This is a genomic window from Mucilaginibacter gossypii, from assembly GCF_900100945.1.
GTDB classification, from domain to species: Bacteria; Bacteroidota; Bacteroidia; order Sphingobacteriales; family Sphingobacteriaceae; genus Mucilaginibacter; species Mucilaginibacter gossypii.
This window is the reverse complement of the sequence record NZ_FNCG01000008.1, coordinates 153,961-178,915: the sequence shown is the minus strand read 5'-3', so window position 1 is coordinate 178,915 and position 24,955 is coordinate 153,961. Positions and strand designations below refer to the sequence as shown.

Genomic DNA, 24,955 nt, shown 5'->3' with positions numbered 1-24,955 from the left:
ATCATTTGTATTTTTTTTCATTCTGATGGAATACAGACCAACCGGGGCGTCGTGTCCAGCCAAACAGTTGAAGTTTCGACCAGTAAGGATAAAACGCATCAATCATGCTGTAGGCTGCTGCTGGTTTGCATTTTTGTGTTTTAACACTGCCGGTGAACGTTAATTTTAAAGGGCCGGAAAAATTTATGGTAAATGGCAGAAAGTTCCCTTTATAATACATTAACAGATATTCACGGGCTGGCTGTACGTTCGCCGGTTTATTTGCCCAGATGAAGCGTGCATAATATCGATACCCAAGCCGATTCATGTAACTGCAACAATCCTGCACATAATATTCGGTTACCCAAACAAACAGGATATGATTCGGATACGAGAGATCACGCAGGCACTCTTCTAAAAAATGAAATGCCCTCATTGCCCGGATTTCTTCCTGCGGTATGCTTTCGCTAAGGTTCATCTTCGCCATTTTATAATCTTTATACAGGGACCATTTCGGATTGATCATAATGACCTTGTATTGTATCACTTCAGGTATTTGGCATTGGTCAATACGTCATTAGCGATCCTGACGTCCTGGTTCTGCCATTCAGCCCATGGATTAAGTGAATGAAAAATACCGTTGATCTTGGCCCAATACATTGCCCTGTCCATACCATAGGCGATGCCCCGAAGTATGCGCATTTCATCTGCAATATGATTCAATAATTTACCACGCTCGCCAGAATCCATGAGGTTGCTGTTTCCGCCCTTGAGTACAAAGGCGGAAACATCCGCTGCCAGTGTCGCCGCCCTTGTTTCAAAATCCCGTGCTCCCTGTTCGGCAAAGAGCAACAACACCGGGTCAGACTTGGCTAATTTTACAGACGATTCTACATCGGTAATGATATCCGATCCGCATTCCGCGATCTCCTTAATGGTGGTGAGGTTATTAATAACCGATGCGACCTGGCTCAAACCCTGATAGATCTTATTTTGCAGGCTGTTTACAATTAATAACTGGCCGCTAACTGCAAGTTGCCCTTTTTGGATCAGGTTTAATTTATCATTGGTAGTGTTCAACTGACCATTAATAATCGCGGAATTTACAGCGATGGCTCCTGATACTGCGGGGTCCACCACCAATTCCTGCGCAAATGCGCCGGTTAGTACCGACAGTAAAATAAAGATTAGGAGTGTTTTTTTCAAAATGAGCGTTTTCATGAAATTTGGTTTTGATTAACATGTGAAATAAAAGCAGGTAATGATTTTCCGCTGCTTTTGAAATCCCGGACAAAGGCATCAAGGCCGTCCGTGTAAGAGCCGAAGCGATTTGTATAGCTTTCTACGGCTGACTTCTCCGGCTTTTCGGTTGTATAAGTAAGGTACTGTTGCAAGGAAACCTCCACGCCATAAACTTCGCCTACAGCGCCACGACGGATATAAACCTCTTTAAACCTGCCCCTGTTTTCCGTATTATCGAGTTGATTAATGGTGAAGATCTTCCGGCGCTCGGTTTCATTAATGGACAGCAGGGCGGCGATATCATTATAATTGTCCTTGAACTTGGTTTGATCGAGCAGGCAGATGGTATCAGAATTATTGATGATACTGTCTTTTACTACAGCGTTGCCGATGATGTCGCCCAGCTCCTGCGTAACAACTATTGCCTCACCCCAAAACTTCCTGACCGTTTTATAGAGGTACAGTAAATACCCCGCCATCAATGGACTGGCGATGGCTTTCCATGCCTCCTCTACCACTAAAGTTTTACGCCTGTCGGAGCGGTAACGCATCTTTTGGATGAATACATCCATGATGATGAGCGTGACAATCGGAAAAAGAATTTTGTGCTCCTTTATACTGTCAATTTCGAACACAATGAACCGCTCGGTAAACAAGGATTTGTCAGCGTCCTTGTTCAGTATAGGCGCAAACTCCCCGCCTTTATAGAACTTTTTAAGTACATAGCGGAACTCGTCAAAATCAAAAACGATTTTTTCCTCGTTTTTGATCTCGGGTATTTTTTCCAGGGCGAACTCATAAAAAGTATTGAAATTCAACTCGCCGTTATCAGCAAAAGACTTACCGTAATAGGAAGAGATCACATTTGCCACTACATCCCGTTCAACCGGGCTAAAGGTTCCTTCGGCACCCTTCCAGGCCACACCGATGAGCGTACATAAAAAATCCTTTTTTTCAATATTGTATTCCTCTTCGGTAATGCGAAATGGGTTCATCGTAATCGGAGACTTGTCAGAATAGGTAATATATTTCCCGTTGTAGTAGGAACATAGTCCCGAATAAGAGTGGCCTGTATCCACAATTACCATATCCATGTTATATAGCATGTATTGCTCGATCAGCGAATTCATGAAAAAACTTTTTCCAGAACCGCTTGGCCCAAGACAAAAGCGGTTGCGATTATTTACCCGCCCTGAGCGCATTACAAGGTCCGACGGATCGATTCCAACGGGGATTCCTTGCCGGTCGGTAAACCTGATTAGAAAGTCAGAAGGCTCATCCTTTGGTAGTGATTCCTTAAAGAAAAAACATATAGCAGCATCACAGGTTGTCAGGAACCAATCGTATTCTTTCAATTCTACACCATTTCCCGGAAGGGCTGTCCTAAAAAGTTCCAACTGATTGTAGGCGTTTTTGCTGGGGATAATACCCAACTGGAACAGAGAGCTTTCTACAAAATTGACCGACTTTTGTATAGAGGCAATAGGTGCCGCCACCAAAATATTAAAGTGGCAATTAACCAGCATTTGGTTTTCCCGTGCCACATCATTTAGCAAAAGGTCAATATCCTCTACACACAATTGATTGGCCGGGTCAGGGATACCCGCATGTCGCTTTTTCTTTTGTTCCAATTTGCGAAGCGTAACGGCTTGGTTGGGTATTTCAATCAGCTGGTTAAAAACGATCACATCAACACCAGGAACTTTAAAGAGAAAGGACAGGAAATCTACCGGGAACCCGCGCATGCTTTCCTTGTCGTTAAGCTCGATATGGGTAGCCACATCAGGCGGCAGGTCGATGCTGTCAATATTTACCAGGCTGATGCTGCGAACTGCTTTTTCACCAATCCTGATTTCAGTTTCTGATGGGGCAAGATTGTTAAGCACAATATTCGGCTGGCCGAACTCCATACTAAGCAGCTGTAAAACCAACTGGTTTAGTTGCCCCTCATTAAGCGCATTTGCCAAAGGCAGCACATCAAGAACCTTACCGATTGCCTGCCGGAAGTCCCGCAGGACACGCGCATCGAAAACATAAAACGCGCCCTTTTTTACCTGGCGCGTTATGGTTAAATAAGTAATCACCTGGATGCATTCCCGCCCGTCGAAATGGGCGTTGTATTGCTTTTGAAGGTATTCGGTTGCCGGCGGGCCTTTATATGGTGAGCGGCTGATAATATCCTGCTTTTGCAGGAGATAACCATCGCCTATTATTTTAACAACATTGATAAGCAGATTGTGAAATTCGTCATACCCTGCCGGATAAGCGGAGTAACGGATCACCGGGTTTACCATTTGAATGACTACCGAATATTCCCCGTTAAGACCTATGAGCAAATCGTATTCACCACCTTTATCCACTCCGGCATAGGGAATGTTAAATAAGGTTTTTACGGCCATAATGATTAAGGATGTAAATGTTTGAGGTGCGGCTTTTAGAATGCAGGCCGCCTTTTTGTTTGCTGGCAGTAAAGAGTAAACCGCCAACGATAAAGCCAATGAGTACCAGCGCACCTAGCCACATGTTAACTAATGACATGGTAAGCGCACCGAATACAAGGCCGGTTAAAAGGGAGGCAATACCCCAGTAAATGAACTTGCCTTTGAACCCTTTGAATATAAGGGGCCGTTGCAGCCCCTTATATACAGGATACTTCCTGGCCATTATAAGCCGAAGAAAGCCTTGATCACCAATGCGGAAACCACGAGAAAGACACAGCTGCCCCCCCAGCCCATTAATTCCTTATTGATATCTTGATCTCCGCTGTTCCATTTTGAATAGACACGGATAGCACCAACGATACCAACGATTCCGCCGATCACCAACGTGATGTTGGTTACGGGCGCTACATAGGTTTTTAGGGTGGAAGTTGCAGTGTTCAGGCCGTTAACACCGCTTTGCGCAAATACAGGCACCGAAAGGGCCAGCAATACCGCTGAAGCCCATAACTTTTTTGTTTTTGTAAACATTAAATAGGAGAAAAAAATAAAGGCGGAGATCTTTTAAGGTCACCTGGGAGATGGCCGGCTATTGTTAAAGGGCGTTCAGATCACGAACAACTCCCCAATTAATTCACCCAAATGGGATTGGCAGTATCAAGCTGCGGTATCAAACCTGAAAACAGGTTTGCATTTTTTTGAAGAAGGTTTGACAGAAATCTTTTATAGCTGCCGGGGAAGGAGCTTAATAGAGAAAGGCGTTCAGATTCCGAACAACGCCCTTAAGAAGGCACCCGATAGGGTAATAAAAATAGCGGCAAAGAACCATGCGGCAACATCCGCATCGATACGATCTTTACCCATCTGCCAGTTATGGTATATTTTAATTGCGCCGTTGAGCCCTAATAAAGTAGCTATGACAAGCGCACAATCAAAGGCAGAGAAAAATGAAGAAGATAAGTTTTGTTGGGCCTGCTGCATCTCTGTGATGCCGGGTTGTGCAAATGCCCCTACCATAAGCAGGAAGCAAAAAACAGTCAGGATAAATCTCATTCATTAAAAGCTAACAGATTTGATGTATTCGACCGACTCTTCACGGGCGAGATTAAAAAGCTGTTTGAGGCTAACGCCTCCCGAAAATGCTACGGCAGATTCCTTTCCTGAGGCAGAAACCTCATCAATAGGTGATTTAACGGGCAGTATATCCTCAACAAAAGTGAGTTCATGTTTATCACTTTCCGTATCCCCGCGTTTGGTACGCAGGTAATCCCAAAAGATCAGGGCCGCATAATAAATGGTATAGATACCAAGCAGCCAAATGGCAAATTTTATCCAGGTCATAAGTCAGTGTTTTGTATAAATTGTTTAATAATTGTTTTAAGCTCCGGGTAGCTGTCAAAAAAATGCTTGACAGCAAATGCCACAAACTTTGTCACATCCACACCAGTAGCCATTTTAAATTTGTTCATGATATCGAGGGTGTGCTTATCAAACCGGCTATGCACCATGCTTTTGTTATCACTATTATCATAAGCAATTAATGCTTTGAGTATAGTCGATTCGATGATCTTATCCGCTTTTTTTCTTGCGTTTTGATGGACATTAACACCCAGGTTCCGGTTGTCACTCGTTTTCTTATCACCGGGTTTTACCATTTTTTCGCGTAGCTGGTCAGCTAACGTTTTCATTTTTTCCATAAGCGGTCGGCAAATATTTCTTCGAATACAGGGTTTATTACAGCGTCAAGAGATAAGGGTGTGTGAAAGGTGCTGATCCTTTGAAAGTCGATGCGGTCAGGAATGGCCGTTGTGAGCCTGCCAAATCTGGAAAGCTGTTCATTCACCTCACTCATGATCTCAAACTTCACATTAGCCTTTATCCGGTTGGGAATGAAAACTACATCCACTTTTGGGTTAACCTTTTTAAGCACTACCGCAAATAAAACGGTGGATTCAAAGGTGAACTCATCGTAAGTAAATGGACAGATCACCAGGTCAGCGCATTTGAAAACCGGTATGAGGCCATCGTCATCCAACTTACCTGGCAGGTCGATCAGGATAGCATCCTTTTTATTTTTGGTGAGGATTGGACTCAACACTGAAAAACTTTCCAGGTTAGCAGGTAAAACTTCATAAGGCTCATCATTTTCGAGCACCTTGGCCTTTTCATATTTCTGTGATATGGATTGTTGATAATCCATATCAATAATGGTAACTGGCCAATCTTTAGCCAGGCTCAGGTAGTTCCCTGATAGGACGGTGAGCGTACTTTTGCCGACACCCCCCTTTTGGTTTCCAAATAAACAAATCATAATTTTTCATGGGTTTATCCCTTATCGGGTATTAGTTCTTGCTTTCTTTTGCCTCCGGCGTTTCATGCCGAGTACCTGCTGATCGTCCACATCGTCGGAAATCATGATAGGTCTGATGTGCACCGGCTGCGGTGCGTATTCTGAATAATAAGTAATAGCATTACTGTCCAAATAATCATGGAGCTCTATTCCAGCCGGTTGGTAGGCCGGCTCAAAACTGAGGTGTTCATCCAACAGGTATTTCAGGTTCAGGACCTCGCTTCCCTTAAAAACCTGTTTGGTGGCATGGTCAATAACGGTATATCCATAGGGCTTCTGCCCTTCGGAAGAATGAAATACTAGATCAAGCCTGTATTGTGTTTGCATCATGTGGACAAAGTTCGGGGCTGCCTTATGGGCCAGGAACAGCCCTTTCAGTTCTGCAATCCTTGCCTTGTCAGGCTCATAAGCATTAATTTTTTTTTGAAGCTTTTCCTCATGGACGTAATCACGGCCAAGGTATCCCTGGTTTTCCAAAATCAAATAAAACTGCGCTTTGGTGCTGAAACTGTATTGTAATGCAAATGTGTAGCCCAATACCTTTTCTATGTTCCTGACCGCCCTGACCTGTTCATAATCGCGGTCTATCTGTTTGCCATCTTTGCCCACACGGGAGCTGACGATATGTACGTGGTGATTAGCGGTGTCTTTGTGGAATACAATGAGATAAGGCTGATCGCCGTATTTCATTTCCTTTAACCACATCACGGCAGCTTTGGTGAGTTCCTGCTTGGTATAATTTCGCCCTCGGGCTGAAATGACCGCATGAAACTGGGTGTTTTTTATGCCCTTGTTTTGAGCGGCAACCATTAGCAGGTAGTTGACAAGATCCTGCGGCCTTGGGTTGTTTAATGCTTGTGTAGCGCCAAAGTTGGCGATTAGCATTAATTCACCTGTATTGCGGTCGATCTTATTAGTGTTGTATTTTACGCCTGCAAAAGTTCTTGATGATTTTTCAAGGATATGGGCGATCATAAAATTTAAAGGTTGACTTATGTAATCGGGAAGGCATAACCCTGTAACGATAGTTCATGGTAACAGCATAACTGTCTACCAGGTGAGCAGCATAACGGGCGATCCGTAGGACAGGATATCAGTATAACCGGTTATCCTATGATCATTGTACCTGTATAATGAAATAACACAGTAACCGTGTATCAGTAGAACAAAGTATCATTGTAAAAGTATAGCAGACTATCTTTATATCAGCATATCAGGCTAACTTGATAACTTAGTAAAAGGGTATCAGTATAACAGGATATCTTATTTTAAAGATTCCAATCAGGTTTACTCCTCAACATCTGTTGAGTCAACGGAAATTTCAGTTAGTTGAGTAACCGGTAAATCGATGGTTTTTAGGATACCTTGTTTTGTTCTATAAAGTACCCTCTTCATGCCTGGTGCAACCTTTAAAAAATCCGGTCCGGTAAGAACCAGGACAGTATCACGGGTATAATCAAACACAGCCTTTTCGCAATCATCAATGTCTGGGTTTAAAGCATCCACATATGGCTTCAACTTATCTTCATAAATACCGGAGCTGCTAAAAGGGGTACCATATCCATAGGGAATAGGAATTGAAGGTTTACTGATCCAAAGCGTTAGGCCGACTGTCAACCCAATGGCTGGAAAAAGAATAAACGGGAGCGTCCCGAGTTCAAAATAGTGTTTGTTTCTGTACTTCATCTTTTATTAATTATTAGTTTTTGATTACCTGCAGTTTATAACTATCCGAAAGTTTATAACCGTGTATCTGGGTAACTGAATAACAGGATACCTGTATAATCTTATATCAGTATTTCTGAATATTACTGACCCTGAACAGTCAACTGCCCATTGCCCTTATAATTTTGCGGAGAGAAACTTCCAGCAGTTGCTGAATTTGGATATAATCCTCAAAAAGTTGGTTGAACCTTTCTACGACCGTTGGATTTAGTGCCCCACGTAGCTTAAGTGTGTTTGCATGTTTGGCCAGTTGGTTTATATTGTTACCTATCCGGCCCATTTCCGCACCTACTGTGTCCAGATGTTTGATCAGTTCCTTAGCGTTGATGACCGTTTTTTTTGCATCAGATAAAATTCGCATCCTAATCAGATCTGTCTTTGAAAGGGCCAGTTCTTTTTCTAATTCTGCAACCTCCTTGTATTCATCTTCGGTGAACCTGACGTTTATAAACTTGGTCCGCTTCCCTTCTTTCAACTGCGGTCTTCCATTCAGTTTCTTAAAGTCCCCCATAGAAAAAACGAGTTGCGAGTTTTTTTAAATCCTCCCGGGAGGGCAAGAGACTTTTTGTGCAACAAAAAGACATCTTGCCGTTGCAAAAGCAACGGAATTTTGGATTATGAATTTGACGTTTGGGGTTAGAAATTATGTTTGGTGGAAATGATCGGGTGATAATAACATGGTACTATCTTTCAAAAGGTACGCGGATACCAGAAAAGAAATCATCTTTTGTCCTTTTCTCTGCTGCAACTATTTTCAGACCTGCTTTAATCTTATCGTTGTAGTCATTAAAGCCCTCATAAATTTCTGAACGATCAGTTGCGTACGGCAATGCTTTAATAAAATCCCTGGTAGCCATTTTTCCGGCCTTATCTCGGTCAAAGTAAATATCAAGTGAAGAAAATGCCTTAGCTTTATTAATCCCTTGCTGTAATAAATTCAGGGTATTTAAAATAATTACACTTTGATCAGCCTCGGGGTAATCTATTCGCCAACTCAAAAAGTCAAGAAAGCCTTCAAAGATAGCGGCCTTCTTTGCATGGCCGGGAAAGAAAGTAATTCCTTTATGGCCCATACAGCCTTTAAAATACCGGTTACGTACCTCCCACGAATTGTTTTCATTTTGCCAGCCGGCAGCAAAGTAATGTTTACGGACATTTTTGTCATCTTCCACATAATAATACACTTCGGATAGGTATTTCCTGGCGACATCAAAAACACCCCTGCTTTTCAGGTATTCTGTAATTGCCGGGTGAGTGCCTATTGGTTTGACCTGCTCCACTATGTGTTGCGGAATTTTAACGGCTTTGCGCGGCCTGGCTACCCTGGTTTCACCAGGCTCCAGAGAACACACCTGCTGGATCTTTTTTACGACGTCATTAAAGCCTAAGTGCTTCCAATACAATAGGCCGAAATCAATGATGTTTCCGCCTTTGCCTAAACCGTGGTCGAACCACACACCGAGATCATCGTTCACACTAAAGGACGGATCACTATCGTCGTTCCGGAGCATACTGTGATACATTCTTTCCCTGCCGCGTTTGGGAACGGGCTGATACCCTAAACGACTTAACAGGTCTACCAGGGAGCCTTGTTCTTTAAGCTCTTTCACTGTTAATAAATTAGACATAGATAATTGATTTGAGTTAAAAATGAAGCCGGAGATGATACTGGATTAGTAATTCCTTATGGCCGGCAAAAAATAAAAAGGAACCGTCTATTAACATCTGTCTTAAGGATAGCACGGCAGCAAAAGACCTCTTTTGCTTGTACCGGCAGCGGGTATCGAACCCGATAAATTCGCTTCTGCCGGTATATATTTCGGAACTACTCACGTCAAATCCTACGATTCGGGCCGTCGCCTGCCCAGGCGCTTTCGCTATGTTGATATGATCTCAGCTTCGCCTGATTCCCTGGTATTAAGAGGGTAATGCTTCATTCCTGCATGTCAAATAACGAATTGCCTATCAGCCACTGGGGCGTTAAGCGAAATCCCGTTCTGCCACGGGCAGATAAGTTCCACGGTTACTGGTAGCCGCGATGGCTTCCAGTTTTTTCTGTCAATTCTGTACTGGGATTTTTTCTGCGATACGCTTCGGATTTGGTAATCCACTCAGGAATTTGGATGTTCTCTGCAAGGGCGCTTTCAGTGCCTTGATTTGCAGATTCCATGAGAAGTAGAAACATATCTTTAAGCTTCATCCCGTCAGGTTTACCTGCTGCACCATTGCAGCAGGATGACGGAACAAAGGTGCCCGGTTGCCAAATTTTTATTTCACAAGGCACCACCGGAGCACTAAAGATTTATTTTATAAACGGCCTATTTGGCCTTTGGAAGGGGTTTTATTGAGCGGGGTTTAAAGGTATCACCCTCGTCTATGTATTTGGCCAGGGCATCCCGCATATCATCGAGATACTTCGTTTTGCTGATAGATTTCCTCATTTTAATTTCAGAAAACCGTCGATAATACCTGGTCAGGCTTATATCAAGGGATAGTTCGAGCCATTCTATAATATCAGCAATGGTTATATTTCCATCATTGATCTGCATCGTGCCGTAAATACCATAAGCCAGTTCAATTAAATTGGATTTATCACCAGTCCATTTAAAAGACCCTTTAGTCCTGGAGTTTTTAAAATGGTTTTCAGTTTCCAGTGGGTTGTAGAGCCTTTGCATTAAATATTCCTGTAATTTCTCCATTGCAAGAAACCTGGCGAACAGGTAATCGCCCGGTGTCGAAAACTTCGGATCTAAATCAGGCCCGTCAGCAATAAAAATACTGGATTGATTTATACCCCGGATAAAATAAGCGTTATCCAGTTCCTTGCCCTCCAAAAGATAATACTGATATAGAAACTGGTGTTTTTCAAAAAAACGCCTGATAAATTTCAGTTCCTGTTCATAATAAATTTTAAGAATAGTTTCTTCGCCTAAAGGCTTGTCGGCATCGATTTTAAATCTTTCCAGCGCATAAATCTGGGAGGCGAGAAATTTAGGCTTGATGTGTTTAAAAAAATAAATTTCTTCCTCAGGATCGGTGAAACTATAATTGTAAACTTCCTTTTTGAGGTCTGCCAACGCCAGCCTCACACTATTTAAAGTGCCTGTTAATTTTTGTACCGGAGATATACCCATCTCGCTGAATAATTCCAGTTCTTCTTCAAGCTGCACGTACCGTGCATTACCATTTTCATTGATCATAAATTCCTTATTTTTAGTTTAAGTATTTAAAAGTTATGACCAATTTGGTGTTAATAGCATTTGTTGTAAAGTGGCTAAGATGACACAATAAAGTGCCATCCAAGTGCTTTTTTGTGGTTATACCAGCTTAGAATCCAAAATTATGTTGTAACCCATTTTTATCATTTTTTTTATTTTTTTTCCAAAAAAACTCTATTTGATATACTTAGGGCTATGATTAACTTTGATGCATGAAGTAGAAATTAAAATGATATAAAATATATTAACGACACTATTAACCTTGTTACAAGGAATCGGCTAAATTCAAAATTAACACAAGGGGGTAATAGACTGATCGTCCACGTTATGCGTGGGCATTGGTTTACCCTGTGTGTAGGTTCTTAGCCGTACCTCTTGTAACAGAAAAACTGGTGACCCACGCTATTTTTTTATGGAAACAGCTAAAGAAAAAATCCTTCAAACCCCAATTGAACAGTTAGATTTAAACGCTGAGTGTAAATCAAACTTAAAGGAACTCGGAATCAGTAATCTTCAGGAATTTATCGGTAAGGGTTGGAAATGGTTACGGGAACAGGAGGCGTTTGATTATGTAAGGTTTAATATGGTCATTAGATTCCTGGATGAAAAAGGGTTACTGCACCTGTTGGAAAGAAAAAGCTAAACCTTCTAAACTTGATTATATATCGTAATATAAGTTGATATGATTGATCATCTTTTCCAGCCAGCCTTTAACATTTTTAACAGTCCGATCCGGGAACAGCTTATTACTAAGATGATTGCGCTGACTCTGCTTGGATAAATTTTCAGCTCTTTGTGTCTTGATGTGATTTGATACAAATTCATACAAGTAGGAGTTGAATTTTGTAAAAATCACCTTTACCTCCAGCATAATCCTAAAGAAAAACATAAGTTCCGCTAAAGTTATCGCGACCGTAAAATAGAACTTAGAAGGCCCATTTGGTTCCGTAGCTTTTAAGCTTTGAATGAGTAATTTTTCCTTTTGTTCCAAATAAGCCAGTTCAGCTTCTAGGCTTTCTAACACAGAACTTTTTAAAGACTGAACCTTTGAATCATACATGAATTCAGCATCAATCCTTACCTGCCGGAACACCTTTATTAAATAAAGTAATTCCTGTTGTTGTTCCTGAAATATAGCTTCGCCTAATGTGACGCGCTCTACATATTTTATAAAATATGCATAAACCTGTATGCTGTTAAACTCCTGGCTGATCAGCAGTTTCAATAATTCAAGATTAATATCACCTTTAATAGGATCATCCAGAAAAGCATAAATAATTATAACGACACCTACCAGGTAATCCCATTGCCGCCAGGTTCGTAAAGTGAATTTCTCCGAATCCCTGGAAGCTTCACTGAAATTCTTTAGCAGGTTTAAGAGATCCTTATCAACCTTTAATTCTGTAAGTTTATCAGTAAGGTCTTGTGGGGTAGTAAAGTAGGTATTCTTGGCGCGTTCAATAAATTTTACTGGCAGGTCAGCTTCGTAATTGAAATAAGCCTTAAAATAGGTACGCAAATATTCAAACAACTCAAATAGGCCATTTAACACCCATTCAAATACCCGGGAAAGTTGCTTTGAGTCATCATTTTCCTGATCAAAACCAGTTAGGCCACCCGCAAGATGTGTTAATTGTAATTGCAGATTATGTATGTACTGGGTTTTATTTGAAAAGTCTGGTGCTTTATCAAATTCACTTTCAATTTCCCACCTCACAGAAAGAAAAGCCTCAGCCAGGAACACCTTCAGTTCCTCAATTTCAAGATCGGTGATATTCTCAAAATTGTAACCCGTGTAGGTTTGTACAAATCCTTTGATTTTTATCAGTGCTGCGGCCATAATAATGTTCTGCCAAAACTTATATTTTATAATATATAGTTCCGAATAATCGCCCTCTGTTATACTATCTGCATTTAACAAATATAAATCAATTTTCTCAATGGTGAGAAAATTGATTTGCTTTAAAGTAAAATTTAACAAAAATCTGCGTTTTTTAAAATGATGACATTTTTATTGCCACCCTTAGCCACTTGACCTGAGCCTTCGGAATATGGTTATTTGTCTAAAACTGTAGTAATAATGATTGATTCTGCCGCCTTTGTCCAACGCCTTAATCGTACCAAAATTCTGCCTCAAAAAATATCGCTGGCACTTATGGAAGGATTACGAGTTAACCAGTTTGATCAGCTTGAGATATTTCTTTCGCCAGGTAACTTTGCAACTGCTATTTATTTTATTCAGAGTGGTTATGTCAGAGGTGCGATTGACGGCCCGGCGGAAAAAATGACCACCTGGTTTAAACAGGAAGGTGATATCATAATACCCCAGGGTATTTTTAATCAGCGCACAAGCGATGAATATATAAGTGCCGTAACGAAAACAACAGTTTTAGCTATTCCAATCAACAACATCCAAAGAGTATTAAAATTGTATCCTGAACTGATGGAATTCTTCTTCCTTTTATTTGCAGAAAGTATAAACGAAGGACAATACAGGGAAAAACTTCTCCGGTTTCCAAAAGCAAAAGAACGTTATGATTTTATGTGTGAACACGAGGATTATGTCTTAAAACGGATACCGCAATCTTTGATCGCATCTTACCTTAATGTAACAAGGGAGACTTTCAGCCGCCTTTATAAAGGTTTACCATACTGAAGAACTTCACAAAATCCACTCGAATTCTTCACCTAATTTTATACGGTACTTCATTTTCTTTTGTACGGTAAAACACATAATTTAATATATTATCCCCTTAATTTTAGGCTATTTGTTTTTTCATTGAAATTTCTCTTAAATAAGGCCGACTTAAATTTGGCATATATCGAAACTCTGTTACATCACAATCTTTGATGAAATACTTCTCCTGAATACTTACGGTAAACCGAAAATTAATGTGTTGTAAACCGAGAATTTCTGTGAGGTAAATCAACAGATAATACAGTTGGACACTATTAGCTTTAACCTATAATTAATGTGCAGGTATGGAAGCTCCAAGAAATATACAAACTGACCTTGTTCAAAATGATAATAATCAAAATGGGATAGAGCATATTAATTTCCATTATCATAATTATGAAACGCTTCTAAACCGATATGATATATTATATAGTCACAACGGCCCATATTTACAGGCAGGAGAAAATTCCGGACAAACCAGGTGGGTGATCTATATTACTGTGGTTAAACAGCAAATTGCCGAAATGCTGGAAGCTATTTTTCCCATACTTGAAAGCCCAGGTATTTCATTTACAATACCAGAATCCAGCAATGTTCATGATCTTTTATTGCAGGGCGGATTAGGTTACGACCTTATTGGTAAAATCATCACCATTTATCCGGGCAGCAGGATAAAGGCTCTTGCTGCTGCTGAACGCCTTTTATGTACAACAAAAATATTCAACGGCCCGGATATACCTGCTGCCAGGCACTTGGGTAGCTGTGTCTATTCCGGATATGATAACCAAACTGATTTTATTTCCAATAAAAATAAGGAAGATAGAACATGGCCATTCCAGGCAATTTGCAGGGAGCCGAAAGCTAAAATTAGAAAACTGCTGAATAGAAAGTATCTCATTCTTGAAACACTCAAAGGTGATGTCAAAGGAAATGTTTACAAGGGATTAAACATCTCGAAATGGAGTAATATCCATTGGTGCCTAATTAAGCAGGGGAAATTTAATCAATGTTATGATGATGCCGGCCGAACCATAAAAGACAGGTTACAATGGCAATATGAGGTTCAGTCAGAACTTGAGGGATTGATTTCATTACCGCATCCAATAGACTTTTTTGAATCCGGGAATGATGCCTATTTGATAATGGAATTTATTGATGGAAATTCCTTAAATGATATTTTAAATATTCTTCAGAAGGGTAAAGTTTGGTTCGCACTTGAAAAGGAGAATCAAACGGCAATTATCAATTTGCTTTTAAAAGTAGTGGGCCTTATCCAGGGTTTACACACCTGTGGATTTATTCACAGAGATTTAAGTCCGGTAAATTTTATGATAACCAAAGATAACCGGGTGGTGGCGATTGATATTGAACTGTGTTATAATTATCAGACTAATCACCCTGACCCTTTTTTTACCCTGGGTACACCCGGTTATATGTCACCGGCACAAACCGGGATGAAAATGCCGGTGATTGAAGATGATTTCTTTGGTATTGGTGGTTTATTGATAAAGGCGCTTACAGGTATTTCCCCTACAAAGCTTAGTTTATATAATACGGACAACCTTTACGCCGACTTAAACTACTTAATAAGAAATCAAAGGATCGCCATCTTAATTTGCTCAAGTCTCAGCCATGATCCTGGCCAAAGACCAAATTTGGATTCAATTAAACATGCCCTTGAAGTATTTTATTCAGTACTTCTAACCGGGGCCAAACCTGGGCTAAAGGAAGTTATCATAACAAATGATTTTCCAGCATTAAAAACCATGATTGATACAGCACTAAGATCATTTTGGCAATGGCCCTTAGCCAATAAAGAGGGAAAATGGCATTCTAAAACAGTATCCGAAAATCTCCTTTTTGCTAATGAATCTAAAAGCTTATCCTATTATCCGGGATTCTTTAAAGGTGCTTCAGGTATCACTTATCTTTTTGCAATTGCTGATTATTTTGGCCGTGACCTCAACGAAAACAGAGATACTTTTTATTTGAACTTTAATGAGGTGAAAAGTTTCTTTGAAGCACATTCAAATAATTGTGACCCTGGGCTAAATAACGGCGCGGCCGGTTTTTGTGTAGTTCTTTCTACTCTAATTAAATACGGACAATTAGAAATGGGCATAAATTATATTGATCTGATTGCCCGTTTGCTCAGTTTAAATACCGGTCAACTAAATGTAGCCAACGGAATTGCTGGACAGGGATTGGCAATGATGACGTGTGCCGAGCTGCTGGAATTTCCAAACTTAGCTTCAAAAACAAGTGAAATAGCTGAAAAGCTAATTTGTTCCCAGAACCGTGATGGTTCCTGGTCAATAAAACAAGATTCGGGAGCAGCTAAAGGAGTTAAACTTACTGGTCTTTTTCATGGCATTGCAGGCATTACATATTTTCTGTTAGTCTATGGGACGAAATTTTACAGTGAGCAAAGCAGGATTGCCGCTAAAAAATCATTAAACTGGTTACTAAAGCAACGTCTGGAGGTTGATGGCTGTTATGTTTGGAAGGTCAATTCAGAAAACGGTGGGGTTGATCCCTGGTTGGAATATGGTTTTACCGGAATTGCCTTCCTTTTCATTAAAGCATTTGAACTTTTGGAATTACCCGAATACAAAGCCGCCGCGACATCTGCACTTCTTAGTCATCCAAAATTTATATCCAGTAATTATCTGAGCCAGGCAAATGGACTATCGGGCTTAGGTGAAGTTTACCTGGAAGCGTATCGGGTTTTTAAAGAGCCTGAATGGTATGCAAGGGCATCGCATATTGTGAATATAATATCCCATTCAGGGTATAATGGAAGCACTTTGTATTGGCTGGATGGAAGCGATACGGTACCCACAGCTGATTTTATGGTTGGGAATAGCGGTATTGTTCATTTTCTGCTTAGGTATAATCATCCGGATAAAATCGGATTCCATTTATTTCAAATATGATAGTTAAAAAAATGATAAAGGAATTGGTACTGTTTATAGCCATACTTCTCATTGTAATGATGTGGCTGTATGCGAGTTCCAGCAAATATTTTGACTTTGTCGGTTTTAAAAGGGATATGCATAAACAACCTTTTCCAACCTGGTTAATTGATATACTCGTTATCATTCTTCCACCGATTGAAATAATAACCGCTTTCATGGTAGCGTGGCCAAAAACAAGAAGGATGGGTTTGCTAATAACCGAGGTTTTAATGGCCGCCTTTGCCATTTATATCGTAGCGATCATGTTTAATTTTTTTCCGAGAGTACCCTGTTCGTGCGGAGGGATATTCAAATCCTTTACCTGGGAACAGCATCTGATATTCAACCTGTTTTTCGTTGCAGTCGGTATAATTGGTTTACTATTAAACAAGGCTCCTGAAAACAACAATATTCAGAAATTAAAAATCGAAAACGATCATAAAAATATTTCACGCGCGAAATCAGGTTAAAACTGGTCCTGTTGGTAAAACCGGTAATGAATTAATTTTTACATCCATGAAAAAACTAAAAATGGCCATTATGGCCGTAGCTGCTATGAGCAGCGTTGGAGTTGCATTTGCGTTCAGCCCTGCGGCTAAGAAAAATGCGGCTACCTATTATGCAGTGAAAACGCCTACTGGTTTTCATTGGCAAACCAATCAGCCAGATCCGAATTCCTTAGCCTGCCAATCTACAAGCAATGGAATTTGTTCAATTGTTACGAATACCGCCCCCACAGACAATGTGGTGCCAAGCGGGCATTCTTCCAATGGCACCCTGTACCAGCCGTTTTAAAAAAGAGGCCACTACCAGTTTTATAGATTGGTAGTGGCTAATTTAATCCCTTATTTGTTTAATGCTTGATTAATCCTTGTGATTAGATCCTCCCCGTTATCTGATCCGTATTTCACTGGATTTTCACACCAGTTACCGTACTTATCAATAATTCTGAGGGTTGGCGCTGCCTGGATATTGGATTTTTGATAGAAAGGATCATATCTGCCTTTTCCGGCAGTGAATAGATTAATTTCTTCCGGTGATGTCGTGTAAAACCCACTTTTAATACCAGCTTTCCAATTCTTTAACTCTTTATCAGAACTGATACTTATGAAAATTACGTCATCATTGTTTTTATAATGGTCTTCAATATTTCTGAGTATTGGTGTAAGTTTCCGGCAATTTCCACAACCGGTGAACCAAAAATCCAATACCACCACCTTACCTTTATAATCTGATAAATGGTGAACTATCAGATTGGTATCAGGTAAATTAAAATCATAAGCAGGACTCCCCGGAATAACCTGGCAATGGTTTATGAGCGCTGTTTTAAATTCTGCGTTTTTGACATATTTTAGTGCATCTTCATAACATTCCTTGAGGTCGTTTGATCCGGACGCGGACAATATTGTATAAGTAATCAATTTCTCCCTTATATCGCCTGTATAATTGGCCTTTAAATGCGTATATATTTTCTTCAGACCTCTCCGGTAAAACAACGTGGAATAATCGTTATTCTTTACTATTTCATTTATAGCAAAATCATTTATTGTACTTAAAGTAAATTCTGTAGAATATTCCCCTGTTGTAAAAGGCTGCAGGAACCGATATTTGTGCCTTTCCGGTAGCCAGAAATGTGTAAGTGCATTTCTAATTGAGTCCCTGGCATTCATATACACCAAAGAATAATATACACCTGTCATTTGATAATCTATTCTAAAACGGAGCATTTGGTAAACCATATTACTCAAATGCTTCTTTTGTGATTTCAAATACTTGTCAGCAGTTATTGTATGCTTATTTCCAGCGACAATTACATTTTGCAAGTCTGTATAAGTTGTTGAAAATGTTTGTTTTTGTGTTGCTGTGTCTAAGGCATTTAGATTTCTTATTACATTAAGTTTTTCTGATCCTCTGCCTTTAAATTCTTTAATAACAAAGTCATTTCCGGTGATTTGTATATCGTCTCCTTTTTCAACAATAAGGTTTTCCAAATTGATAAGAAGTCTTTGCCTGGGTATTTGTAAACTGTACTCATACGGGCGTTTACCCGTTACTAGTATCGTAAAATGAAATTTATGATTAGATACCTTAACAGAATAAAGTGTTTTAAATTCCGGTATCGAAACAGGGAATTTACCATACTTATATATAATTAGCTGTACTGAGTCCTGATCTGTCAGATGGGAGAATGTTCCCGAAATGTTAGCTTGCTGGGCAATACCATACTGGCTTATTAAGCCGTATAGCATTAAAAACAATAGTTTTTTCATCAACTTTTATTTAAAGGCGTATATAATTGGGAGAATTATCTTGGGTTTTGTGTTAATCCGCCAAGTTGAATTTCAATATCAGGTATAGGAAAAGCATATTTTACATCGTTAGGTGCCAGACTATAAGAGGTACCGTTAACTAACCTGTTTATAGAAATACCCGATCCACTTTCCTTATTAAGTCGTCTTAAATCAGTCCACCGGATACCCCGCCACAATAATTCCTTTCGACGTTCAAGTAAAACCAGTTTAAGGGCATCACTCTGGCTGGAGGCAGTTAAGGGTACGAATGTTCCTGTTTTCCATCTTTTGATTAAAAGTGTGTTAAGGGCTGTCATACCGTTGCTGATATCGCCCGACCTGACCAAACATTCGGCTTTAATCAGGTAAACCTCATCTACAGCAAGGCCGCTGTATTTATTGGTTTTAAAATCATAAGACCCTACAAAGCGGGGGTATTGCGGCAATCCATCCAGAATGGTAAAAAATTTGGTTTTACGGAGATCGTTAGAGGAATAGAAACTGTAAAGCGCTGAATCTATATAGGCATATCTGCGGTTTGTTATCGTTGAATAATTAACCATAGTGCTATGGTAAATATCCTCAGATATGAAGTTATTACTTACACTTGTCGGTGTAGAAGTCAGTGCATTATAGTCAGAAAGGGTATTAAACTTATCAAGACAAGCATTTGCATATTGAAGGGCTGATGGATAATTTCCTATTGCCAAATATACCCGTGCTAAAAAGGCATTTGCCGCTGGCTGAGAAGGCTGTGTTTTATATACCGGGATTACCGGGAGTAAGTTAATGGCTTCTTTTAAATCCGAAATGATCTGATTATAGCAATCAGCCTCGCTGGCTCTTTGAGGTCTTAAATTAATATCTGATGTCAGCCGCAATGGTATGCCAGGCTGGTTGCCTGAATTGGTTGCATCATAGGGCATGGCAAAGGTTTGTACCAGATTGTAGAATGCAAATGAGCGGTAAAATAATGCGGCACCCTTAATCTGGTTATACTGATCCTGGTTTCCCACTGTTGTTCCTATACCGGGTAAAGCATCCAGGACGGTGTTTGCATAATAAACCATTTTGTAAGGGTTATTCCAGTCAGCGACCTGGGTAGAAGTGGCATCATACATATTTTTTGCCCACACATAAGCATTCCTTTCAATGGAAAGTGACAAACTTCCAAATGCCGAGTCCTGAATATAAACATCATCCGATGCAATCTCACTAATTGCAGGGTCGCAGTTCCGATTAAATACATTCTCATTATTGAGAAGATTGCTTAAGTCTGCTAAAGTAGTTGGTGTTTCAAGCGCCTGATTGGGTTTGGTATTTAAAAAATCATCCTGCTTTTTGCAGCCTGTCAGAATATATGCAATCATGCAGCCATATATTATTGCCCTGTATTTTAAAGTAAAAGTTCCCATTTTTTAAAAAGTTGAGTTGATTCCTAATGAAATTGTAAGGGGCAGTGGTGTTGAACCTGCGTATAAATCCGGGTCGAGATGATCGTGATTTGCCCGCCATAAAATCCCGATATTATTGACGTACCCATAAATCTGTATTCGTGAAAATGGCAGTTTCGGCTTTTGGCTTTTGTTTAAATCATAGGAAACCTTTAAATCCTGGAACCGGATATTATCCGCCTTGTCAACGAGGGCCTGTGAATACTGGTAGAAAAAGTCCCTGTTATTGTCCGATGGCGGAAGCTGAATTGATGGAACAGAAGTAATTGATTCGTCTCCTGGTTTTTGCCACCTGTTTGCGAAGTCCTTATTAACACCGCCATAAACGATCCCGGAATATGAAATTGACGTGGATGACTTCCTGAAATAGTAATTAAGCTTAAATATGATATTTGCGGATAATGACCAACTTTTGTAAGTAAAAGTATTTCTAAAGGAGCCAAAGGTTGTTGGCCTTGAAGGGCCGTTATAATAAAGTTCCTGGACAGGTGTATTTGCTATGATTGAAGCGTAGTCTGTACTTAGCTGACCATTTAAAAAGCCTTGAGGATCGCCTTTGCCATGGGTTAACGGGCCTGAGCGATAACTATATATTGCAAAAATTGGCTCGCCAACAAGTGGAGTTATCAAACCTGCATTTCCAGATCCGCCCGTAAGATAAGTTACTACGTTTGATTGCTCGTTATAGCCTGTAACCTTATCCAGTACATGGCTGATTAAGATGTTGCTTGTCCATTTAAAATCATTACCATAAATGTTCCGGGTATTTATCACAACATCAAAGCCATTACCGCTGGTGCTGGCAGTATTGCCAAAAAACAACGGGTTTCCGGTCGATGGTGGCAAAGGCGAACTTCCAAAGAGGTCTGATGCCTTTTTAAAGTAGTATTCAAAACTTCCTGTTACTCTATTATTTTTAAAGCCATAGTCAATTCCCAAATTCGTCATGCGCACCTTTTCCCACCTTAATTCAGGATTACCTGGATTGGCAATTGCATTATAAGGGATTCCTGAATAATAGGAATTGCTTTGTTGCAATAAGGTTGTGACTGCTGTAGCTGTTTTATTGACATTGGCGTTATAGCCATAAGTTGCCCTTAATTTAAGGTAGGGCAGCCAGTCAACGTGATAGAACTGTTCCTTACCCAAATCCCAGGATAAACCTGCCGAATAGAGCGGAACTGATTTTTGATTTGTAGAAACTCCAAATAAATTTGATCTGTCAATTCTACCGCTCAGAGAAAATGTATAACGGCTATCATATGTATATGATACATTACTGAAATAGGATATGTAATGATCAGTTGCCCTGAAAAAGCTTTGATTATTTGGTATTTGTGACGAACCCACCCCCGAAGGGCTGAGATTATAATAATCAGAAAAATTAATTTGGGAATAGTTAGATTCCGTGTTTTTATCATATCCATAAGCAGTATTACTGCTTCCAATATTCCCTGTTGAACTTACTTCGCCACCTAAAATCGCATTAAACTCATGCTTCTGTTTTATTGTTGTACTATAATTTAATTGCCCTCTAAAATGATGCGAATTGAGCAATGCGTTTGACTGTTGTAGTATTCCGCCATTGGGTATAGGGTATGAAAAGCTGCCATTGGCATTTTGTTGTGAGTATTCATTGATCAGGTTTCGCGTATAATAAGTTGCCGTGCTATAATAGTTGTTTACAAGTACCGATGCGTTTTCGTATTGGTATTTAAAACCAGCTGTCAGCCCTGGAATTATTTTATAACTTATTCCAAGATTTATCCTGTTGTCAAGGGAGTTAGACGTGTTATCGGCATTATTTAATTCATCCAGCGGACGGTATTGCCAGTTGAGATACCCTTTTTGCGGAGCGGAATTGATAAAGTCGGAATTATAATCCTTAACTATGGGTAGGCTGTTTCCATGACCATCCACAAGCTTTGCATAAGGGTATATGTACCCTGCAAAAAAGTCGCCGGAATTGATATTACTGACGGGGCTGTTGTTTTTTCCGTCGGTTTTTATAAAATTAATCCCTGCGGTGATTTGAAGGTTTTTAACAGGATAGAAATTATAATTGCCGTTTAAAGTAATTCGATTATTGGAATTACCATCGAGAGAAGATAAATTATGGTCATCCCCAATAGAAAAGAAATAATCGCTTTTATCACCACCTCCCCGAAAATTTAATGCGTATTGCTGTAAAACAGATGTCCTATAAAAATTATTACTGAGATCCTTTCTTACGTCCTGGTTCCTTAATGCATTGATTTGCGAATTTGCCTCGTCAGTACTGATTTTACCTGATTGCTGATCTGCAAGAAGCTGAACTACTGGTGAAATAGCCTGGGTCGGATCATTTATCAGGGAATTATAATACCCCTGTTTAAATAAGAGTTGTTCAATATTGATGTAATTATTAGCATCCAAAAAATTAGGGCTGTAAAATAAATCAGGCTTTTTCCCAATAGTTACATTGGCATTTAACTCGGTAACAAGTTTCTGGTTCTGTTTCCCTTTTTTAGTAGTCAAAACAATTACCCCATTGCCAGACCGTACTCCCCAAATTGAAGCTGCCGCCGCATCCTTTAAGACAGTTATACTTTCTATATCATTTGGATTTATATTGTTAAGGTCACCATCATAAGGGAAACCGTCTATAACAATCAAGGGCTGGTCATTTGAGAATAAGGTACTGTGGCCTCGGATATTTATATCGGTTGTGCCATTTGCAGAATTACTTGTATTCCTGTTAAAAAGCAACCCAGGAACAACACCCTCTAAGCGGCTTACAATGTCGGTGCTAACCCTGCGGTTTATCAAGGCACTGTCCAATTGTACGAATGATCCGGTCGCCCTTTCTTTGGGGAGGTTTTGGTAACCAGTCGAAACAATAACCTCCTTTAATATTGAAGCATCTAAATTCAATAAAACCTTAAAAGGCCCGCGACTTTTGCTGCTGAAAAATAACTGACCAGTCCTGTAACCGATAAAGGAAATGTCTAAAACGCCGCTTGTGTCAGTTGTAACAAGCCGGAAATTACCATTTATATCCGTTGCAATGTTTACTCCGGATATTCTGTTGTGAATAGTAGCACCGAGTAGGGGCTTATTATCATCTGCTGAATAAACAGTGCCGATGAGTATGTTTTTAATTTTTGCCTGGGCAAATACGCTGCTATTTAAGGACAACAAAAAAAATATTAAAAGAAATCCTTTTGTCCTATGGTGATTAATCCAGGATCGATTTGGGCATAGCAAAGCCACTACGATTTTGATCGTTGTTTTTTTCATGAAAATGGGGGCGGTTAATTAGAAGGTTGACACTTACAATAAATGAAAAACGGCAACCTGAAAAAAGAATTAACTAAAAACTGATCTTCGGCTGCCGTTTTATATACTAATCATTCGGGACAGCATATTATGTTTTTAATTGGATTCTGTAACGGGTAAGAGATGGCTTTGCGAGGTGCAAAGCCATCTGCCAGATCTCCATTAGCCGTTATGGTATGTCCTGGCTTAAAATAGTTAGGGTGAAAATTTTGACTAAAATTATGTGATAGCAATTCCCTAAAAACATTTATGTGTTGATATTGGGTAATGATTAAATTGCGCATAACTTTATAGTCCGAAGTAAATCAATTTTCTCACTAATGAGAAAATTATACAGTTGACTATTATTTTAAGTCAGTTGATTTTTATAACTTTAGAACTTATTTGAAACCTTATGGAGGAAAAATTATATACAAGAAAGCCTTTAACGATTGGACAAAAAGTGGAACGGATAAGAATGTTCAAGGGTATAAAACAAGAATATTTGGCCAGTAAACTTGGTATTTCACAACCACAAGTTTCCAAAATTGAACAACAGGAGGAGATTGAGGAAGCTTTGTTAAAACAAATAGCCGATATTTTAGGTGTAACTCCAGATGTGATAAAGAGCTTTGATGAGGATAAAATCATGCAGGTTATTAATCACCAGTATAATATTTACAACAATGAAATAAAGGATAACGCAACTAACAATTTTGTTTTCAACCCAATAGAAAAAATCGCTGAGCTTTATGAGAGATTGTTAGCAAGTGAACGTGAAAAAAACGAATTACTGAAACGATAAATATTCATTATATATAAATGGAAACTAACACCAAATCTAAACCTACATTTATCGGACGGAAGATAGAGAGGGTCCGGAAATTACGCGGTATGACACAGGAGGACGTTGCGACCGGTTTGGGCATATCTAAGCAAGCTTTGTCTAAATTGGAACAAAGCGAAACAATCGATGAAGATAGGCTAAATCAGATTGCCAGTATTTTAGGTGTTACCTTAGAGGGGTTGCAGAAATTCAATGATGAAAGCGTATTAAACAATACAAATAATTTTTATGAGGCTGTAAATAATTCTTCGGTAAATAATGCTTATGAATGTACGACTGTTATTAATAATCCGGTCGAAAAAATCATAGAACTTTATGAAAGCTTGTTAAAAAGTGAGCGTGAAAAGGTAGAGATACTACTTAGCAAGAATAAAACCCAATAAAATATAACTTGCTATAGATTGTTTTTACGAAAGCAAATGTCCATTTCCATCGCAGCATAACGCATTGCATTAACGTTAATATTTAGCGGAACTAATT

26 protein-coding genes are annotated in these 24,955 nt (G+C 39.6%); 7 read left to right on the top strand and 19 right to left on the bottom strand.

What is annotated here, in order from left to right; all coding sequences use genetic code 11:
- Position 1 precedes the first annotated feature (1 nt).
- The 15 genes from BLS28_RS16445 to BLS28_RS16375 all read right to left on the bottom strand — a co-directional run bounded on the left by BLS28_RS16445 (position 2) and on the right by BLS28_RS16375 (position 10,934).
- Positions 2–505, bottom strand: a complete 504-nt coding sequence (locus tag BLS28_RS16445) for a hypothetical protein (protein ID WP_143020794.1) — start codon at positions 503–505, stop codon at positions 2–4.
- Positions 506–522: 17 nt separating this feature from the next.
- The gene (locus BLS28_RS16440; protein WP_091169531.1) at positions 523–1,200 is read right to left on the bottom strand and encodes a hypothetical protein; all 678 of its coding nucleotides are present in this window, start codon (positions 1,198–1,200) and stop codon (positions 523–525) included.
- Positions 1,197–3,620 (bottom strand): TraG family conjugative transposon ATPase, encoded by a 2,424-nt coding sequence (locus BLS28_RS16435; protein ID WP_091169529.1) that lies wholly within the window; start codon positions 3,618–3,620, stop codon positions 1,197–1,199. The genes BLS28_RS16440 and BLS28_RS16435 overlap by 4 nt, the downstream gene beginning before the upstream one ends.
- Entirely contained in the window at positions 3,598–3,885 is a 288-nt protein-coding gene (locus BLS28_RS16430; protein WP_091169527.1) for a plasmid transfer protein, read from the bottom strand. Before BLS28_RS16430 ends, BLS28_RS16435 begins: the two co-directional genes overlap by 23 nt.
- Entirely contained in the window at positions 3,885–4,190 is a 306-nt protein-coding gene (locus tag BLS28_RS16425) for a DUF4134 domain-containing protein (RefSeq protein ID WP_091169525.1), read from the bottom strand. Before BLS28_RS16425 ends, BLS28_RS16430 begins: the two co-directional genes overlap by 1 nt.
- 231 nt (positions 4,191–4,421) lie before the next feature.
- Positions 4,422–4,712, bottom strand: a complete 291-nt coding sequence (locus BLS28_RS16420) for a DUF4134 family protein (RefSeq protein ID WP_091169522.1) — start codon at positions 4,710–4,712, stop codon at positions 4,422–4,424.
- A gap of 3 nt (positions 4,713–4,715) precedes the next feature.
- Positions 4,716–5,000, bottom strand: a complete 285-nt coding sequence (locus BLS28_RS16415) for a hypothetical protein (protein WP_091169518.1) — start codon at positions 4,998–5,000, stop codon at positions 4,716–4,718.
- Positions 4,997–5,347 (bottom strand): hypothetical protein, encoded by a 351-nt coding sequence (locus BLS28_RS16410; RefSeq protein ID WP_143020793.1) that lies wholly within the window; start codon positions 5,345–5,347, stop codon positions 4,997–4,999. The genes BLS28_RS16415 and BLS28_RS16410 overlap by 4 nt, the downstream gene beginning before the upstream one ends.
- Positions 5,344–5,970, bottom strand: coding sequence for a ParA family protein (locus BLS28_RS16405; protein ID WP_091169511.1), 627 nt, complete (start codon positions 5,968–5,970; stop codon positions 5,344–5,346). The genes BLS28_RS16410 and BLS28_RS16405 overlap by 4 nt, the downstream gene beginning before the upstream one ends.
- 21 nt (positions 5,971–5,991) lie before the next feature.
- A complete protein-coding gene (locus tag BLS28_RS16400; RefSeq protein WP_091169508.1) occupies positions 5,992–6,984 on the bottom strand; it encodes a relaxase/mobilization nuclease domain-containing protein in 993 nt (330 codons plus the stop codon).
- 312 nt (positions 6,985–7,296) lie between these two features.
- On the bottom strand, positions 7,297–7,695 hold the full coding sequence (locus BLS28_RS16395) for a hypothetical protein (RefSeq protein WP_091169506.1): 399 nt from the start codon (positions 7,693–7,695) through the stop codon (positions 7,297–7,299).
- Between the two features lie 139 nt (positions 7,696–7,834).
- Positions 7,835–8,245: a plasmid mobilization protein gene (locus BLS28_RS16390; RefSeq protein WP_091169503.1), complete on the bottom strand. Its 411-nt coding sequence runs from the start codon at positions 8,243–8,245 to the stop codon at positions 7,835–7,837.
- 172 nt (positions 8,246–8,417) lie between these two features.
- On the bottom strand, positions 8,418–9,362 hold the full coding sequence (locus BLS28_RS16385) for a DUF8464 domain-containing protein (protein WP_091169500.1): 945 nt from the start codon (positions 9,360–9,362) through the stop codon (positions 8,418–8,420).
- 395 nt (positions 9,363–9,757) lie between these two features.
- A complete protein-coding gene (locus BLS28_RS30875) occupies positions 9,758–9,934 on the bottom strand; it encodes a hypothetical protein (RefSeq protein ID WP_176844486.1) in 177 nt (58 codons plus the stop codon).
- Between the two features lie 118 nt (positions 9,935–10,052).
- On the bottom strand, positions 10,053–10,934 hold the full coding sequence (locus BLS28_RS16375) for an RteC domain-containing protein (protein ID WP_091169493.1): 882 nt from the start codon (positions 10,932–10,934) through the stop codon (positions 10,053–10,055).
- Between the two features lie 430 nt (positions 10,935–11,364).
- Here BLS28_RS16375 and BLS28_RS16370 point away from each other — a divergent pair, with 430 nt between their 5' ends.
- Positions 11,365–11,595 carry a hypothetical protein gene (locus BLS28_RS16370; RefSeq protein ID WP_091169489.1) on the top strand — a complete coding sequence of 77 codons (231 nt, stop codon included), beginning with the start codon at positions 11,365–11,367 and terminating at the stop codon, positions 11,593–11,595.
- A gap of 15 nt (positions 11,596–11,610) precedes the next feature.
- On the opposite strand, the gene BLS28_RS16365 is transcribed toward BLS28_RS16370, so the two are convergent.
- Positions 11,611–12,696: a hypothetical protein gene (locus BLS28_RS16365; protein WP_143020792.1), complete on the bottom strand. Its 1,086-nt coding sequence runs from the start codon at positions 12,694–12,696 to the stop codon at positions 11,611–11,613.
- 336 nt (positions 12,697–13,032) lie between these two features.
- On the opposite strand from BLS28_RS16365, the gene BLS28_RS16360 reads away from it, so the two are divergent.
- The 4 genes from BLS28_RS16360 (at position 13,033) to BLS28_RS16345 (ending at position 17,381) form a co-directional block, all read left to right on the top strand.
- Positions 13,033–13,608 carry a Crp/Fnr family transcriptional regulator gene (locus tag BLS28_RS16360; RefSeq protein ID WP_091169484.1) on the top strand — a complete coding sequence of 192 codons (576 nt, stop codon included), beginning with the start codon at positions 13,033–13,035 and terminating at the stop codon, positions 13,606–13,608.
- Positions 13,609–13,934: 326 nt separating this feature from the next.
- A complete protein-coding gene (locus BLS28_RS16355; protein ID WP_091169480.1) occupies positions 13,935–16,565 on the top strand; it encodes a lanthionine synthetase LanC family protein in 2,631 nt (876 codons plus the stop codon).
- Positions 16,566–16,576: 11 nt separating this feature from the next.
- Complete coding sequence (locus tag BLS28_RS16350; protein WP_143020791.1) at positions 16,577–17,056, top strand: MauE/DoxX family redox-associated membrane protein; 480 nt, start codon at positions 16,577–16,579, stop codon at positions 17,054–17,056.
- A gap of 46 nt (positions 17,057–17,102) precedes the next feature.
- On the top strand, positions 17,103–17,381 hold the full coding sequence (locus tag BLS28_RS16345; RefSeq protein ID WP_091169473.1) for a DUF6520 family protein: 279 nt from the start codon (positions 17,103–17,105) through the stop codon (positions 17,379–17,381).
- Positions 17,382–17,431: 50 nt separating this feature from the next.
- Here the strand turns inward: BLS28_RS16345 and BLS28_RS16340 are convergent, their stop codons facing one another.
- From BLS28_RS16340 to BLS28_RS16330, 3 genes are read right to left on the bottom strand one after another with little or no spacing between them, the layout of a single operon-like run.
- Complete coding sequence (locus tag BLS28_RS16340; RefSeq protein ID WP_091169470.1) at positions 17,432–18,856, bottom strand: TlpA family protein disulfide reductase; 1,425 nt, start codon at positions 18,854–18,856, stop codon at positions 17,432–17,434.
- A 35-nt stretch (positions 18,857–18,891) separates the two neighbouring features.
- Complete coding sequence (locus tag BLS28_RS16335; protein ID WP_176844485.1) at positions 18,892–20,247, bottom strand: RagB/SusD family nutrient uptake outer membrane protein; 1,356 nt, start codon at positions 20,245–20,247, stop codon at positions 18,892–18,894.
- 48 nt (positions 20,248–20,295) lie between these two features.
- Positions 20,296–23,511, bottom strand: a complete 3,216-nt coding sequence (locus BLS28_RS16330) for a SusC/RagA family TonB-linked outer membrane protein (RefSeq protein WP_176844484.1) — start codon at positions 23,509–23,511, stop codon at positions 20,296–20,298.
- Between the two features lie 532 nt (positions 23,512–24,043).
- Between BLS28_RS16330 and BLS28_RS16325 the strand changes: the two genes are divergently transcribed.
- Both BLS28_RS16325 and BLS28_RS16320 read left to right on the top strand, forming a co-directional pair.
- On the top strand, positions 24,044–24,433 hold the full coding sequence (locus BLS28_RS16325; protein WP_091169459.1) for a helix-turn-helix domain-containing protein: 390 nt from the start codon (positions 24,044–24,046) through the stop codon (positions 24,431–24,433).
- A 17-nt stretch (positions 24,434–24,450) separates the two neighbouring features.
- Positions 24,451–24,858 carry a helix-turn-helix domain-containing protein gene (locus tag BLS28_RS16320; RefSeq protein ID WP_091169456.1) on the top strand — a complete coding sequence of 136 codons (408 nt, stop codon included), beginning with the start codon at positions 24,451–24,453 and terminating at the stop codon, positions 24,856–24,858.
- Positions 24,859–24,955 lie beyond the last annotated feature (97 nt).